Raw genomic sequence first — 15,881 nt, forward strand, 5'->3', positions numbered from 1 at the left:
TGTGGGGTGTTTTTGCTCCTCGTTCCCACCGCTCCTGCGTAGGAATGCATACCGATCTTGCCTCGGCAGCCAAGGTATGGGTTCCCACGGAGGACCGTGGGAACCAGGGAAGTGTGGGGTGTTTTTGCTCCTCGTTCCCACCGCTCCTGCGTGGGAATGCATGCCGGTCTTGCCTCGGCAGCCAAGGTATGGGTTCCCACGGAGGACCGTGGGAACCAGGGAAGTGAGGGGTGTTTTTGCTCCTCGTTCCCACCGCTCCTGCGTGGGAATGCATGCCGGTCTTGCCTCGGCAGCCAAGGTATGGGTTCCCATGGAGGACCGTGGGAACCAGGGAAGTGTGGGGTGTTTTTGCTCCTCGTTCCCTCCGCTCCTGCGTGGGAATGCATGCCGGTCTTGCCTCGGCAGCCAAGGTATGGGTTCCCACGGAGGACCGTGGGAACCAGGGAAGTGTGGGGTGTTTTTGCTCCTCGTTCCCACCGCTCCAGGGTGGGAATGCATGCCTGTCTTGCCTCGGCAGCCAAGGTATGGGTTCCCACGGAGGATCGTGGGAACTCGGGCAAAATGATGAAATCTGGATTGCGAAGACTATATTAACGCGAACACTGCCTTATTTTTTCCAGCGTTGAAGGTAGCCGTTGGCGGCGATGCTCCATAGTTTCGATTCATTATCGGTAAAGCTTAGAGACAATATGGTTGCGGCCGAAGGGCGCCAGGCGTCTTCTTTTTTTGGGCGCCAATGTTTTTCAAGTTTGCCGGTACTGACTCGCCAAAGATCGATGCGTTGCGAGGTGCGGCCGGTAACTACGTATTTACTGTCGCGGGAGAAGCGCGCGGCGGATAAAGTTAGCAGTTTGGGACCTAGGTCTTTATAAACTTTGCCGGTTGATGTTTTCCAAATATGAACTTGACTCAAGGCCGCATTGGTCAATGCATATTGTCCGTCATCGCTTAATGCTACAGTCGCCAATTTATTGTGATGCGGCCAACTGTATTTGAGTGTACCGCTGGTCAAGTCCCATAATTTTGCAGTGTTGTCTTCCGACCCGGTTAATGCATAGTGTCCGATTCGGTCTAGTGCGGTAGTCAAAACGGCTTTGTCGTGAGGGAAGGCGTAAAACGTCCGGCCTTGATTCAATGCAAAATAGACGGCTTTATCCGGTAATCCGATCAAGGCATGGAGGCCGTCATGGGATAAGCTGACCGAAGCGATTCCGGGTAGGCTCCAAACATTCAGCAGCGCGCCGTCGGCGATTCGCCACCAGGCAATCGAGTCGCGCTGCGCGGTGACGGCGTAGCGTTCGTTTCCCGAAATCGCGGCATGGACGATGCCGCTTTCATCTTCAAGGTGCTTCCAGCTATGCAATAGCCCCTTGGGTTTTAATTGCCATAGTTCGGCCGGTCCCGAGGTTCTTCCTATTAACGCATAATGATCGGTCAGAGCGGCGGAAAAAATACCGTCATTAGCCAATACGACGGTTTTGTCGGCTTTCGGCGTTCGGTCGCACCCGGTCGATAATGCGACAAACCAGAGTGCCAGAATAACCCGGATCATCATGACGGCGTTCTCATAAGACGGTTGCGGCTTGATTGCCGCTAAACCATTGAAGTTTTTCGTGCAAAGAGACGACAGTACCGATAACGATTAATGTTGGCGGCGTGATATCTTGTTTTGCGGCAATTTCGGGCAGGGTAATCAACGTACCGGTAAACACGCGTTGCCGATCGGTTGTGCCTTGCTGAATCAATGCGGACGGTAAGTTTTCGCTGGCTCCGTGTTCGATCAGCGAGCGGCAAATAATCGGTAGGCCGACCAAGCCCATGTAAATGACGAGCGTTTGATTCGGTTTTGCGAGTTGCTGCCAGTTAAGGTTAATGGTGTCGTCTTTCAAGTGGCCGGTGACAAAGGTAACGGATTGCGCATGATCCCGGTGAGTTAAAGGAATGCCGGAATAGGATGCGCAACCCGAAGCGGCGGTAATACCGGGGACGACTTGGAAATGAATGCCTTGTTCCATTAGGGTTTCGATTTCCTCGCCGCCGCGCCCGAAAATGAAGGGGTCGCCGCCCTTTACCCGTGCCACGCGTTTGCCTTGTTTGGCTAAATCGGCCAGCAATTCATTGATCCGGTCTTGCGGCAGGCTGTGCTCGCTACGTTGTTTGCCGACATAAATTTTGGTGCTGTCGCGGCGCGCTAGATCCAATATGGCCGGTGCGACCAGGCGGTCGTAAACGACGACATCCGCTTGTTGCATTAAGCGCAAGGCTTTAAATGTGAGTAAGTCAGGGTCGCCGGGGCCGGCGCCTATTAAATAGACTTCGCCTTGGGGCTTGGCGCTTTGATGTTCGTGCAAGGATTTTTGCAGTTGTCGTTCGGCTTCTTCGTCCTTACCGGCGAACACGAGTTCCGCCACCGCTCCTTGAAAGGTGTTTTCCCAGAAAATTTTACGCTGAGCAGGAGAGTCGATTCGTTGTTTTACCAACGGTCTGAACTTCTCGGCGAGTTGCGCCAAACGGCCGTATCCTGACGGAATCAAGGTTTCGATTTTCGCGCGCAGAAGTCGGGCTAGAACCGGCGCGGCGCCGCCTGACGATACGGCTGCGATTAACGGCGAACGGTCGATAATGGCCGGAAAAATAAATGAGCAAAGCTGCGGACTATCCACGACATTGACCGGTATGCTGCGTTCGTGTGCGGATTTTGAAACCTGTTGGTTGGTTTCGAGCCGGTTAGTTGCCGACACAACCAAAATGAAGTTTTCAAGGTCTTCGGGTTGAAAAGATTTTTGTTTGATCGTCAATCGGCAGCGTTCAACCATTGCGGCGACCGTTTCGCCGATGTCTTCGGCGATGACGGTAATTTCGGCTTCGGCTCTAGCGAGCAGATCGATTTTACGGGCCGCAATTTCTCCGGCCCCGACGACCAGGCAGGGTTGGCCGGTCAATTTGAAAAAAATCGGAAAATAGTCCATTGGGTTTGGCGATTCGCGTATGGGTTCGAGAGTGATATTATAGCGACTCCTCAGACTGTACTGAAAAATAAAAGCGAATCATGATTGAATACGATATTGAAGTCGATGCCTCCGGCTTAAATTGTCCATTGCCCTTGTTGCGTTTAAAAAAGGCACTGCAGCAAATGACGAGCGGCCATGTGGTCAAGGTCATCGCGACCGACCCTGCCGCGCATTTGGATATTGGGGTTTATTCCGATCAAACCGGACACCGGATTCTCGATTATTTAAAAGAAGAAAATAAGCAGATTTTTTATATCAAGAAGAAATAAGTGAAAGGAGAAAGGGGAAAGGGGAAAGGGGAAAGGGGAAAGGGGAAAGGGGAAAGGGGAAAGGGGAAAGGGGAAAGGGGAAAGGGGAAAGGGGAAAGGGGAAAGGGGAAATTAGGGCTTGACAAGTGGTTAAAATATCGCACTATTCACTATTTCACGAGTACTCTTTCAACAATTCCCACATCTTGTCCTTGTCAACTGGTGCGCTAAACAAATACCCCTGAATGACATTGCAACCTTTTTGCTTGAGAAAACGGCTTTGTATTTCGGTTTCGACACCCTCGGCTACTAGATTCAAGCCTAGATTTTTTGCCAGATCGATGACCGCGCAAGGGATAGCGGTCAGATGCGGATTATTAAAGCTCGATTCGTCGGATATTTCCATGATGAACGAACGATCGATCTTGAGCTCGTCTATCGGCAGTTCTCGTAAATAGCTGAGACTTGAATAACCGGTACCGAAATCATCTATCGATATCGAGAAACGCAAGTCCTTGAGTTCTTGCAATTGCCGCACGGTTTTTTGCTGCCCGCTCATGACTACGCCTTCGGTCAATTCGATTTGCAGCAATGACGGATCCAAACGGTGATTGATCGTCGATTTCAATAATGCCTTCTTGATGTTGCCGCGATGAAATTGTATCGGCGAAATATTGACCGCGATCGGCACCAAATTGATACCTGTAGCCTTCCATGCGGCTAATGTTTGACAGACCTGCTCGATCACCCAGCACCCGATATCGACGATATAGCCGGTCTCTTCGGCGATTGGAATAAATTCGGCGGGCGTTATGTCTTCGAGAGTCGGACTGCGCCATCTCAGCAATGCCTCGGCACCGACAATCAGGCCGCTATCAAGCGCGAATTTTGGCTGATAGTGAATATGAAACTCTTTCAACTTCAATGCTCGATGTAAGCCATGTTGTATCAGCATGTACCTTTCGGTTTGGCTTTCGAGCGCTTGATTAAAAAACTGGTAATTGTTGCGGCCTTTATTCTTGGCCAGATACATCGCGCTATCGGCATGCTTCAGAAGGGCTTCGGTATTGTCGCCGTCGTCCGGAAACAAGCTAATCCCCATGCTGAAACTGATGCGTAATTCCTGTTCGGCTAAACGATAGGTTTTTTTGACCGCGTGGAAAATTTTATCGGCTAGTCTTGCCGCGGCTTCCCTGGAGTTGATTCGCGGCAACAGTATCGCGAACTCATCACCTCCCAAGCGGCTGAGCGTGTCGGATTCACGTATTGACGACAGCACCGATTGCGCGAAATCTTTGACCAACTCATCGCCAATGCCATGCCCTAGGGTATCGTTGATTGTTTTAAAATTATCGATATCCAGACAAATGACCGCCAATTGGCTGCGATCTCTTTGCGCCTGTAATATCGCGGTATTCAATCGATCCAGCATCAATACGCGATTAGGTAAACCGGTCAATGGGTCGTGATGAGCCAAATAGCGGATTTTATCTTCCGCGACGGCTCGTTGCGTAATATCCGAAAATACCGAGGCATAATGCGTCAGATTACCGTCTTCGTCCCGTATCGCGTTGATCGTGATCCATTCGAGAAACAATTCGCCATTTTTACGCCGGTTCCATATTTCACCGGACCATCGATCGGTGGCATGCAATGACTCCCACATCTGCCTGTAAAACTCGGAGTCATGTTTGCCTGAACTGAGAATTCTAGGATTACAGCCTTCGACTTCGGCGAACGTATAGCCGGTAATCGCGGTAAAAGCCGGGTTGATCGCAATGATGTTTCGGTTGTGATCGGTGATTGATATCGCCAACGGCGAAGCCATGAAAACCGATGCCGATAACTTCAAACTGTTGATGTATTTCAGGTGTTTGATGCATTGAAGAATCGTACTGACCAATTTATCCCCAGTCACCGGCTTGGCGAGAAATTTATTGATCTCCAGATCAAGCATCGCTTCCACTTGTGCGACACGACCAGGTCCCGGTTCAATGCCGCTAATAAGGATGATAGGCACGTTGGGGTCGCATACGCGAATATGTTCGACCAACTGCAAACCATTCATCTCGGGCAAGACAATATCGCAAATCACCAAATTGGGACGGTATTTTTTGTATAATCGCAGGCCCGTTTCGGCACTTTCAGCAGTGTATAAGACGCCGACACGGCGCTGCAAAAATTTCGATAAGCAGGCTAGTGAATCGGGATCGTCTTCGACATAGAGAACCGATATCCATTTGAGCGGTGATAAATCGTCCGTCTGATCGTCTTTTTGTCGAGGGAGGTGTAATATGGAGTCATTAACTTTGTTGTCTTGTTGATCTACTAACTCCGAGTCATACGCAATCTCGAGTAGCGTGATGTCATCAAAATGTCGCGTTTTCGGGAAGCTTTTCAAATATCGGTCGATTCGATTCAAAAAGCTGCCATGACCGCTCTCGGCTATCCGTTCAATGAGTGCCTCAAGACCTTGCTTTTGAGTTTGATGCTCCAATAATTCGGTCAAACCATCGCTGAATATATACAGCTTCGCTGCGGTATCGCAATGAAACCCTTGTACTTCAGGTAGAAAGTCGTCGCCTCCCACGATTCCCCACGCCAGATGATTAGATGGAAAAGTATGAATGATCCGTCCATTACCGTCAGTCAGTAAAACCGACGGATTGCCGCAATTGATTACCTCGATCAGGCATCGGCGCGGATCGAGTTTGATCAGTGTTGCGACCAAAAAATGTCCCGATAGATGCTGATCGTACAAGGCTTGATTCAATTCGTCGGCGATTCGACTCAAGCTGAATCCCCGGCCAGCCAATTCTCGAAATTGCCTGGGAATGTTGAGCGCCGGTAAAATCGCCGACAAGCCATGTCCCATACCGTCGGCAAGCAATACATACAGCTCGGTCTCGGTATGCTCGATTGTGTAAAAGTCGCCGCTAATTTTATCCCTGGGCCGGGTTATTGCGTGTACGGCAATATTTCGATCATTGCCTATCATTTGAGAGACATAACCTTGCAGTCGTTCCGTTTCTTCTTGCTGCAGTTCGATTGTCGTATGCAATTGATTCAACGTTTCGTTAAAGCTATGCTTTTTATGAAGTTTATCCAGCGCTGTTCGAAATGCGGAGTTCAACGAATCGGCATTAACCGGTTTGATGATGTATTGAATCGTTTCCAAATCGATCGCTCTCTGCAGTAGCCCCGTATCGCTGTGAGCCGTTAAAAAAAGCATCGTCGCATCGGCATCGAGCTTTCTGATCGTTTGGCACATCGCGATGCCGTCCATGACCGGCATACGGATATCGGAAACCACAATATCCGGTCGATGGGACTTAAATAAGCGTAAACCTTCTTGCCCGTTTTCGGCTTCGAAAACCGTTGCGCCTCGCCTTCCCAAATAATTGGCCAATACATTGCGAGGCTCGTGTTCATCCTCGACACATAAGATCGATACGTTGTTCAACGATAATGCCGGTTTACTCAAGGGTTGTTGGGTTCTGTCCATCTGAATAGCTCCATATTGGGATGTTTGGGTAAAAACAGGCTAAACCTAGCGCCTAGGTCGGTATTTTCAACAAGAACCCTACCATGCATCGACTGCTCGACCGTCAACTTGGTAATGTAGAGCCCCAAGCCGCTTCCTTGGGGTTTAGTCGTAAAGTAAGGATCGAATAATTTCGGCCAATCGTGCTCGGCGATACCGCCGCCGTTGTCCTCGACGCGTATGATGCACCAATCGTCATCAGTATCGATTTCAACATGGATAAGCCCCTGAACCATTTGCTTTTTGACTATTTGATCCTTGGCATTGTTGATCAGGCACAAAATGGCTTGAGATAATTCACCGGCATGAATATATCCGGTGATACCGGGGATTTTCTCTGTCACATGCAATTGAATATGGCTAAGGGTCAATGTCGCCTCGAGCAAACCAAGGGTTTCGGTGACGACTTGTGAAATTTCTGTTTTCTCGAGTGTCTTGTCGTTTTTAAAAAAATTGCGGAAATCGTCGATGGTCGAAGACATCTTAGATAACAACTCGTTCGATCGGTCAATAGAATGCCTGATAGTTTCGGTCGTCGCTTCGCCATGCGCGAAAGCATCTTCAAGATCCATTAGGATGATGGCCAGGGCATTCAACGGTTGGCGCCATTGGTGAGCTATATTGCCAATCATTTCGCCCAGCGCCGCCATCCTATTTTGTTGTTGCAGCAACAGATCTTTTTTTCGATTAGCGAAAACCTCTTTCCGGACACGCCGGTCCAATTCGGAATTGAGTGAGCGCAATTGTTCCTCGGCCCGTTTTTGCAAACTCAGGTCATGGACGACGCCAACGATCTTTTGCAGCGCATGATTGGCATCCAGGATTGGCGTCATGCTGACTGCCATCCATTTCCATTGGTCATTAGCGTCTTTGATTCGGTGTTCTAGGTTTTTGATTGGAACATGCTTCTCGAGTAGTTCTTGGAAAGCCTTCAATAGAACCGGTCGTTCCGCTTCATGAAACCGATCCGATTTCAGTACCGAAATAATCGGCTTTCCAAGAATTGCCGTCGTATCGAATCCCAATATTTGCAAAGCTTGTTGCGATACATAGTCGATCCTTAAATCGGTATCGATCGACCAAATAATGGCGTTAACGGCATCCACCAGCGTGCTCATCTTCGCTTCGAGCTGTTTCATTTCGGAGATATCCAAGACGATCGCCAAAAAATACGGCGGTTCATCCATCGGTTCGAACAGTTGCAAGTGCACTTCGACGTCGTACAAGCTGCCGTCCTTGCGCCGGTGCACCGTCTCGAACAGTTGTCCCTGCTTTTCGTGACGGTTGAGAGGCTCGATCAATCGGTTGAAATCTGCCAACGAAAAGGCGTGCTTGATATCCAGCGGCGTCATTTTTTTCAATTCAGCCATGCTGTAGCCTAAATTTGTTAGCGCTCCTGCATTGACGAAGCTGAAGCGCAAGGATTCGGCGTCGAATATATAGATCTCATTGATGCTGGCGGCAACACTACGATAAAAGCGGCTGTTGTTTTTGCGAAGACGTTTATGTTCGGTGATATCAAACAGCACCATCAAGCAATCGTTCCGGTTGACTCGGCTGACCGTCAGCAAAACTTGATGCGCCGCGCTTGAGTTATCATGTATGGAAATTTCCCGATCGATTATATCCGAGTGTTCAAAGTCGGTCTGGTTAAGTAAATTGCGCCACTTGCCGATCGCTTCTTGCCGCTTTGCATCGTTTGGAATGGCTTTGATCCACCAGTCATCAAGGGTTTGAACATCGTTCAGATCGTATCCGAAAGTGCGTCTAAAAGTCGGATTGACATAAAGAATCCGACCGCGATCGTCACTAAGGGCCATTGGCACCGGTGTCGCCTCGATAATTGCATGGGCTCTTGCCTCACTGGCTTTTAATTTGTTGCTGGTATTGACGAAATCCGTAACATCCCGCGCGACTCCCAATAGTGAGATCAATTTTCCGTCGGCTCCGAAGATCGGTGTTTTAACGACCTCGAAATGACGTTCGTCGCCCTGTTCGCCGTGTTGCAACCGCTCTTGCAGAAATAACGGCTCGCGCTCCGCCAATGTTCGTTGATCGCTGTCCCTGAAGCGATCGGCATACGGCTTCTCGAACAAGGCATGGTCGTCTTTGCCGGTTATGTTATCGCAAGAACTCTGCAAGAATCTCTCGAAAGCTTGATTACACGCCAAATAATTCAATTGCGGATCTTTGAGCCAAACCATGTCCGGCAACATATTCACCAAGGTCTTGTACTTGATCGCTTCGGAATCGAATTTCTTTTCGGTGAAGCGTTGCTCATAGAGTGCGATTGCCAGCGTCATGCTGCAAATGATCAAGGCCATGTGATGAAGCCAAAAATCTAAATAGGACAACTCTAGAGGATGGTGACTTTCGACTCGCAAACCGCACGATAGAACGATGATCAACAAACCTATCGAGACGCCGTGTCGTCCCAAACGCAACGCGGTAAAGATCATCAACAAAAACATCCAAAAGCTCTCGAACTGAGCCGTTTGCCAATGTTGTGTGAGACTAAAGGCGCTAAGTCGTTCAAGAATTAGCGTTAACAGCAAGAACAATACGAATTCCAATTTACGTTGCTTTAGCGTAAAGCCATGTCGTTGATAATAAAATATCAGGATCAATGGTGTAAGCAGCATAATGCCAAGCGTATGACTCAACCAAGTCGATGAGGCCCAGGTGCCATACTCTTCAAGTGTCAGGCCGTTAAGGACTATCCAAATCAATATAGTCAGTGAAGCTGCGCATATCGACGCGACGCCCGCTCCAAAAATTAGTAAGACGTAATACGACTTAATGTCGACTAATCGCGGATCGAAGTTTATGCGCCTTAAAAAGGCCAAGCCTAATAATGGCTCTAGTGTGTTTCCTAAAGCCCAGAAGATCGAAGGCATAATATCGGCGCCAGAAACGATGTGGGTTACGAAAGCGCTGCAAACTATCAAGACTGCCGAAGAGGCGCCTCTGATCAACATATAGGCCAATGCAAAACCCGAAGGGAACCAAATCATTTCTTGATTTGCAAAGGTGTCGGCAAACAAATCGCTCAGTTTGACGAAGAAGAAATAAAGTCCAAAAATCGACAATATATCCAAACAAAATCTTGTATTGAAAAGCTTCATAATCCCTTGTGTGTCAATTTTTTATGAACTAAATTTTATGCTGCTCGGATAGCTTGCAGTTGTCGAGCTATCTTTGTAAGTCGTTCGACTTTGTTGGCGATTTTTCGTTCGGATAGGAGAAGCCAATGCCGCTGTGGGTTTCATGGATTTGCGAAGTCTAGGGCATTGAACAAGTCGATTCCGCACGCCGAGCGCCTACAACAGTGGTCATGCGGCCAAAACATGACTACGTTACCGTTCTTTCGGATTTTTTCTTAGAGCGTGTCGTCAAATTCAATAGAGCATGTCTTCTACCATCGCTGATGCGCCGCTTGCCGGGACTGCTTCCATTTTGTCGATCAAATGACATAATCGGGTTATTGGGATGCTGCGCAACATCTGTTATGGGTTTGCCGACGATACTTCTTAATAATAAAAAACGCTCTGACAATAATAAGTCTACTTTTCATAGGGGATTTTGTCACACAATTCCATTTCACGCAGAATTTCTTGCGATTTTAAAATCATATTACCGTACCTTGATTTTCAACTCATGCGACAACTACGTAGACATTTACCGGGTGAATGGTGGGGCTTGACGAAAGCTCGAAATGCCACATCATTTCACTGCTCACTGCTCACTGCTCACTGCTCACTGCTCACTGCTCACTGCTCACTGCTCACTGCTCACTACTTTCCTCCAAGCCGAATGGCTTTCAATTTTCTGCAAGGCCGATTCCAGCAGAGCCATGCCTGGTTCGGTTCGGTGCCAGGTCGATGCTCCGGACGGATGGGGTAGGGGAATCGCATCAGTTCGGTGACCGTGAAAGTTTACACTGTGAATGTCGCCGACGACGTCGTTGAGTCTTTTGACCGGCATCAGCTGTGCTATGGCAAGTTTGCCGACCGGAAGAATTAATTCGGGTTTCAATAAGTCCATTTCGGCCTGCAGCCATTTCGCGCAGTTTTCTATTTCCTGCCGATTCGGGACGCGATCGCCACCTTTCGGGTTCTTGCCCGGAAAACAGCGGCAGACTGCGGCCATGTAAACACGCCGGCGAAATTCGGTTTCATTTAGGCCGATGCTTTCGAACCATTTGAATAAGGTTTTTCCGGCTGTCCAGGCAAAGGGTTTGCCGAAACCGCCTTCCTTGTCCCCAGGCGCTTGGCCGATCAGCAATATTGGCGACAAGACCGGGCTGCCCGATACGACCGGTCCGGTCATTTCCGGGCATTCCTTGCATTGGGCCAGTGCCGAACGATGCTCGCGCATGAGATGTTCTCGTAGTTGAATTGAGGTCATGCTTAACCCAGCTTTAACAAATTGAAGGCATATAGTCTATCGTATTGAATTAGAAAGATAAAAGATCATGCCAATTTTAATCTTGTAGGCTTTGATATTTTTATTATTTATTTTTCAATATCTTATGATTGCTAAATGTTAAGGCTGGGTTAAAGGTCGATTTCGATGCCGACCGGGCAATGATCCGAGCCGAAGATGTCGGGCGCGATAAATGCGTTTTTGACTTTGCCGATCAAGGCTTGGCTCGTCAATACATAATCGATCCGCCAACCGATATTCTTTGCGCGGGCACCGGCCCGGTAGCTCCACCAACTGTAGGCGACAGTGTCCGGATGTAAATGCCGGAAGGTATCGACGAAGCCTGCTTCCAACATTCGGCTGAAGCCATCGATTTCGGCTTGGGTGTAACCGGCCGATTTATTGTAATTGGCTTTCGGGCGGGCGATGTCGATTTCTTGATGCGCGACATTGAAATCGCCGCAGGCAATCAACGGTTTTCGGCCATTGAGTTGCTGAAAATAAGCCGTCAATTCTTTATCCCAGGTTTGCCGGTAGTCGAGGCGCACCAGTTTTTCACCGGAATTGGGAACATAGACATTAAGCAGAATAAAATTTTCGAATTCGGCCGCGATGACGCGACCTTCTTGGTCGTGTTCGTCGATGCCGATATCTTGCAGAATTTGTATTGGCTGTTGCTTGGTTAATAGGGCGACGCCGGAATAGCCTTTTCGTCCGGCCGAGTTGGAATATATGTGATAACTGTCGATGCTTTCCAGGGCCGTTTGGACTTGGTCGTCCTGTGCCTTGGTTTCTTGTAACAGAATGCAATCCGCGTCGAGTTTAGCCAGTGATTCGGCAAAGCCTTTGCCCATCACTGCGCGAATGCCGTTGACGTTCCAAGAGATGATTTTCATGAATGAAGAGTCCGAAAGAATAATGAATTTAAAAAGCTATGTTTTACTCGTTCCCACCGCTCCCGCGTGGGAATGCATACCGAACTTGCTACTGCAGCCAAGGTATGGGTTCCCACGGAGGACCGTGGGAACCAGAAAAGCTCTGAGTCGCGCCATTTACTCGTTCCCACCGCTCCCGCGTGGGAATGCATACCGAACTTGCTACTGCAGCCAAGGTATGGGTTCCCACGGAGGACCGTGGGAACCAGAAAAGCTCTGAGTCGCGCCATTTACTCGTTCCCACCGCTCCCGCGTGGGAATGCATACCGATCTTGCTACTGCAGCCAAGGTATGGGTTCCCACGGAGGACCGTGGGAACCAGAAGCTCTGAGTCGCGCCATTTACTCGTTCCCATTGCTCCCGCGTGGGAATGCATACCGAACTTGCTACTGCAGCCAAGGTATGGGTTCCCACGGAGGACCGTGGGAACCAGAAGCTCTGAGTCGCGCCATTTACTCGTTCCCACCGCTCCCGCGTGGGAATGCATACCGAACTTGCTACTGCAGCCAAGGTATGGGTTCCCACGGAGGACCGTGGGAACCAGAAGCTCGGAGTCGCGCCATTTACTCGTTCCCACCGCTCCCGCGTGGGAATGCATACCGATCTTGTTTCTGCGGCCAAGGTATGGGTTCCCACGGAGGACCGTGGGAACCAGAAACTCGGAGTCGCGCCATTCCCGTATTCCGCTGCGCTGCATACGGGCTACACGCTGTAAATCCCATCCAGCTAAGGACTTCATGTGCTTCATGGTTAAACTGCCGAATTTAGGGTTATGGCATGTTTGAAGAATAACGGTTTACTGCCAATCGATCACATGGTCTTCCAGATCGTCGACTTCGGATTCTTTGATCGCAAAACTTGAAATCGATATGCCGGCTTCCTTGACGCTGTCGGGGTTGCCGCTAACCAAGGGGTGCCAATCGGGTAGGTCTTCGCCTATTGCCAGCAGCCGATAAGCGCACGTTTCAGGCATCCAATCGAAAGCGGTCCAAGTCGTCGATTGTTTCAAATCGACGCAGTCGGGTACTAAGCGGGTTCTTTCCCGGTAACGAGTACAACGACAAGTGTTTAGATCGATCAAGTCGCAAACGGCGTTGGTCAGATAGATCTCGCCGGTGTCTTCGTCTTCCAATTTATTTAAACAACATTTGCCGCAGCCGTCGCATAGCGATTCCCATTCCTGAACGCTCATGTCGATCAGCTTTTTGGTTTTCCAGAAGCTCATGGGTGTAATCTTTCCATCAAATAACAGAGACAATCTTGTTTGATGACTTTTTCGTCCAGTGTCAGCATTGACGGCATGGCTTTGCGCGTAATGCGCAATTCGCCGTCCTGAATCTTGAAAAATTGGTCGCTGATATTTTGCGCATTGTCGTCCAAGGCAAGAATCGGCAGGGTTTTTAGGCCGTCTACGGATCCCCAAACGGTACCCGCAGGTATTTCATTAAAGTTCATGTGATCGAGATCTTTGTTGAGCAGCAAGTCGGATGTTGTTTCTTGAAAGCTGAAGGTTATGGATTTTGGGATTTTAACTTGTGCAACAGTATGATAAAGATCGATGTCTTGCGGATAAACCGGATGTTCCGGGAAATCGCTCAAGTTTAAACAACTATTGAGAAATTCGAAGGCATGCTCGATGCCGTGTTGTTGATCCGGTTTACCGCATTCTAAGGTTACCGATGGGCACAGTTCGGCGAAGGCGGCCGATTGCACGCCTTTCGGACGCGTAAAATAAACGATCAGGCGACCGAATAACGAGGCGAGTTGTAAAAATTTGTCATCCAGTTTATTGACGCAGGCGTAATGCGGATTCAATCCGGTGTTGTTATGAATATCGATACTCGCGAATACGTTTTTAGCCCGCATAGTATCGACTATTTGTTGAGTCATTCGGGTTTCAGGGCAGTCCGGTAATTCGGTACCAGGCCAGATGCGATTGAAATCGGGTTGCCGGTCGAGTCTTCTCAAGCCGAGCCGGGCGGCTTGCGTATTACCGAAAAATATCGATACCGAACGCGGCAGCGCGCGGTCTTGGTATTTTTTTAGTAAGGCCTGTGCTGCGAGTAAGCCGGTCGGCTCATTGCCATGCAATAACACTGATATGAATAAGGGTGCCGGGTCTTTTCCGGTTAAATGGATCAGCGTCGGGTTGGGCAGTATCTCATGCAGGGTTTCGGAGGAGGCCGTTAATAGGCCTTCCGGTAAATAGTCGAGTTGATTCAGTTGCACAGAATTTAATGGAGCAGTATTCATTGAAATAGAGTTTAAATTAATAGCCATTCGCTGATCGGCTTGCCTCGGTTTTGGTTGGCGAGATATTGCCGGGTCATCGCGGTGAAGTCGTCCGGGTTGTTCGTCATGAAGTCGCGTTGCCATTGTGAACCGGTTTGCTTGGTTGCAATACGGTGCTGCACAATGCCTAGAAAGTCTTCGATATCGCAGCGGCTGATGCCGAGGGATTTTAATCCCATGACCGCGCGTGCGACGAGCTCGGCAGCGAATAATGACTGCATGCGGTGCTTGGCGCCGTCTAGCCAGACGATCGGGCTTTCTAAGCCGTATCGTGCGGCTTGATAGAAATTATCTTTAGCTTGGCTAAACGGAACCGTGATGCCTTTGTCGATGATTTCATCGCATAGATTTTTAGTCAATCCATAAAAAAATAAGGCATTGGCGATTGCGTCGATTACGGTCGGTCCGGCCGCGGGCGTTCGATGTTCGATGCGGATATGCGGGGTGCCGTCGTCGTCGAAACCGATTAACGGTCTATTCCATCGCCAAATCGTACCGTTATGCAATTTCAAATGCTCGAAAATTTCCGAGACCGGGCCTAAGTCTTCGGGCAGTAAGATTGGGAAATGATCCAGGTTTTCTTGGAAGCATTCTAGGATCGTTTTTCTGGCGTAACCGGTTCCGAAGCTGACCCGTTTAACCGGTCCTTGCGCGGCGCCGGCATAGCCGCCCGTTTCGATGGCTTGCTCGAACAGTGGAATTCGCGATTCGTGCCAAAGATTTTTACCGAATAAATACGGGGCATTGCCGCATAGCGCGACCATCGGCGCCGAAGCGATAATCGATGCGTTATAAAAATGATGCGCGATTACAAGGGGCACTTGGGTGTGGATTTGGAATGAGGTCGTTGCCGATTCCAGCATTACGTCATAATGGTCTGTTTTCAAATGTTCGATACCGGTGATATCGAGATGTATCGGTTTGCCCCGGGAATGCAGGATTTGTTCGTTTAGGGCGCGGTAGCGATTGAGATCCGACATGTTGCCGAGGTTAAGGTCGGCTTGTTTCAGTGTCGGAAGCGTGCCGATCATGATGATGTGAGCATTGCAGCTTTCTGCCTGACGGCGCGCCTTATTCCAGGTTGTTTGCAATTGTTCGGCAAGGCGGCTGCCGAGATTGCCGGCCAGTGGTGTCGGTACGCTGTTGAGTTCGATATTGAACTTTGCCAACTCCTCGCAAGCTAAAGGATCGTTTAAGCCGGACAAGAAGCGATCGTTAATCGGTGCGGGAGCCATGTTGTCGTCGACCAACCAGGCTTCGATCTCGAAGCCTGCGACCGGATGACGGGTCGAAAAGGCTTGTCGACCGAATAATTTACTAAGGAGTAAGGTTTCCTGAGTCAATTTTCGATGGAACCGGTCGAAATCGCCCAAATCGTAATGCGACGCTGAGATTTCTTGCCCCATGATTGTTACCCGGTTGAATT

At 49.3% G+C, this 15,881-nt stretch carries 10 protein-coding genes; 1 reads left to right on the top strand and 9 read right to left on the bottom strand.

Going from position 1 to position 15,881, the window contains the following annotated elements; translation table 11 throughout:
- Positions 1-607: 607 nt before the first annotated feature.
- Together WJM45_RS06885 and cysG are read right to left on the bottom strand one after the other, a co-directional pair.
- On the bottom strand, positions 608-1,555 hold the full coding sequence (locus WJM45_RS06885) for a hypothetical protein (protein ID WP_341328230.1): 948 nt from the start codon (positions 1,553-1,555) through the stop codon (positions 608-610).
- A gap of 10 nt (positions 1,556-1,565) precedes the next feature.
- Positions 1,566-2,969 (bottom strand): siroheme synthase CysG, encoded by a 1,404-nt coding sequence (gene cysG, locus WJM45_RS06890; protein ID WP_341328231.1) that lies wholly within the window; start codon positions 2,967-2,969, stop codon positions 1,566-1,568.
- A gap of 80 nt (positions 2,970-3,049) precedes the next feature.
- On the opposite strand from cysG, the gene WJM45_RS06895 reads away from it, so the two are divergent.
- Entirely contained in the window at positions 3,050-3,280 is a 231-nt protein-coding gene (locus WJM45_RS06895; protein WP_341328232.1) for a sulfurtransferase TusA family protein, read from the top strand.
- 154 nt (positions 3,281-3,434) lie between these two features.
- Here WJM45_RS06895 and WJM45_RS06900 read toward each other — a convergent pair whose 3' ends face one another.
- The 7 genes from WJM45_RS06900 to WJM45_RS06930 form a co-directional block, all read right to left on the bottom strand.
- Positions 3,435-6,764: an EAL domain-containing protein gene (locus WJM45_RS06900; protein ID WP_341328233.1), complete on the bottom strand. Its 3,330-nt coding sequence runs from the start codon at positions 6,762-6,764 to the stop codon at positions 3,435-3,437.
- Positions 6,740-9,928, bottom strand: coding sequence for a PAS domain S-box protein (locus WJM45_RS06905; protein WP_341328234.1), 3,189 nt, complete (start codon positions 9,926-9,928; stop codon positions 6,740-6,742). Before WJM45_RS06905 ends, WJM45_RS06900 begins: the two co-directional genes overlap by 25 nt.
- Before the next feature lie 652 nt (positions 9,929-10,580).
- Positions 10,581-11,180, bottom strand: coding sequence for a uracil-DNA glycosylase family protein (locus WJM45_RS06910; protein WP_341328235.1), 600 nt, complete (start codon positions 11,178-11,180; stop codon positions 10,581-10,583).
- A 179-nt stretch (positions 11,181-11,359) separates the two neighbouring features.
- The gene (locus tag WJM45_RS06915) at positions 11,360-12,124 is read right to left on the bottom strand and encodes an exodeoxyribonuclease III (RefSeq protein WP_341328236.1); all 765 of its coding nucleotides are present in this window, start codon (positions 12,122-12,124) and stop codon (positions 11,360-11,362) included.
- Between the two features lie 835 nt (positions 12,125-12,959).
- Positions 12,960-13,388: a YcgN family cysteine cluster protein gene (locus tag WJM45_RS06920; protein ID WP_341328237.1), complete on the bottom strand. Its 429-nt coding sequence runs from the start codon at positions 13,386-13,388 to the stop codon at positions 12,960-12,962.
- Entirely contained in the window at positions 13,385-14,416 is a 1,032-nt protein-coding gene (locus WJM45_RS06925; protein WP_341328238.1) for a M14 family metallopeptidase, read from the bottom strand. Before WJM45_RS06925 ends, WJM45_RS06920 begins: the two co-directional genes overlap by 4 nt.
- An 11-nt stretch (positions 14,417-14,427) precedes the next feature.
- The gene (locus tag WJM45_RS06930) at positions 14,428-15,861 is read right to left on the bottom strand and encodes a glutamate--cysteine ligase (protein WP_341328239.1); all 1,434 of its coding nucleotides are present in this window, start codon (positions 15,859-15,861) and stop codon (positions 14,428-14,430) included.
- Positions 15,862-15,881: the final 20 nt, after the last annotated feature.

The sequence above is a fragment of the Methylotuvimicrobium sp. KM2 genome (assembly GCF_038051925.1).
GTDB lineage: Bacteria > Pseudomonadota > Gammaproteobacteria > Methylococcales > Methylomonadaceae > Methylotuvimicrobium.

Excerpts from the sequence above, each read along its gene's own strand:
- WJM45_RS06885 (WP_341328230.1), bottom strand. The coding sequence starts at position 1,555 with ATGATGATCCGGGTTATTCTGGCACTCTGGTTTGTCGCATTATCGACC.
- cysG (WP_341328231.1), bottom strand. The coding sequence starts at position 2,969 with ATGGACTATTTTCCGATTTTTTTCAAATTGACCGGCCAACCCTGCCTG.
- WJM45_RS06895 (WP_341328232.1), top strand. The coding sequence starts at position 3,050 with ATGATTGAATACGATATTGAAGTCGATGCCTCCGGCTTAAATTGTCCA.
- WJM45_RS06900 (WP_341328233.1), bottom strand. The coding sequence starts at position 6,764 with ATGGACAGAACCCAACAACCCTTGAGTAAACCGGCATTATCGTTGAAC.
- WJM45_RS06905 (WP_341328234.1), bottom strand. The coding sequence starts at position 9,928 with ATGAAGCTTTTCAATACAAGATTTTGTTTGGATATATTGTCGATTTTT.
- WJM45_RS06910 (WP_341328235.1), bottom strand. The coding sequence starts at position 11,180 with ATGCGCGAGCATCGTTCGGCACTGGCCCAATGCAAGGAATGCCCGGAA.
- WJM45_RS06915 (WP_341328236.1), bottom strand. The coding sequence starts at position 12,124 with ATGAAAATCATCTCTTGGAACGTCAACGGCATTCGCGCAGTGATGGGC.
- WJM45_RS06920 (WP_341328237.1), bottom strand. The coding sequence starts at position 13,388 with ATGAGCTTCTGGAAAACCAAAAAGCTGATCGACATGAGCGTTCAGGAA.
- WJM45_RS06925 (WP_341328238.1), bottom strand. The coding sequence starts at position 14,416 with ATGAATACTGCTCCATTAAATTCTGTGCAACTGAATCAACTCGACTAT.
- WJM45_RS06930 (WP_341328239.1), bottom strand. The coding sequence starts at position 15,861 with ATGGGGCAAGAAATCTCAGCGTCGCATTACGATTTGGGCGATTTCGAC.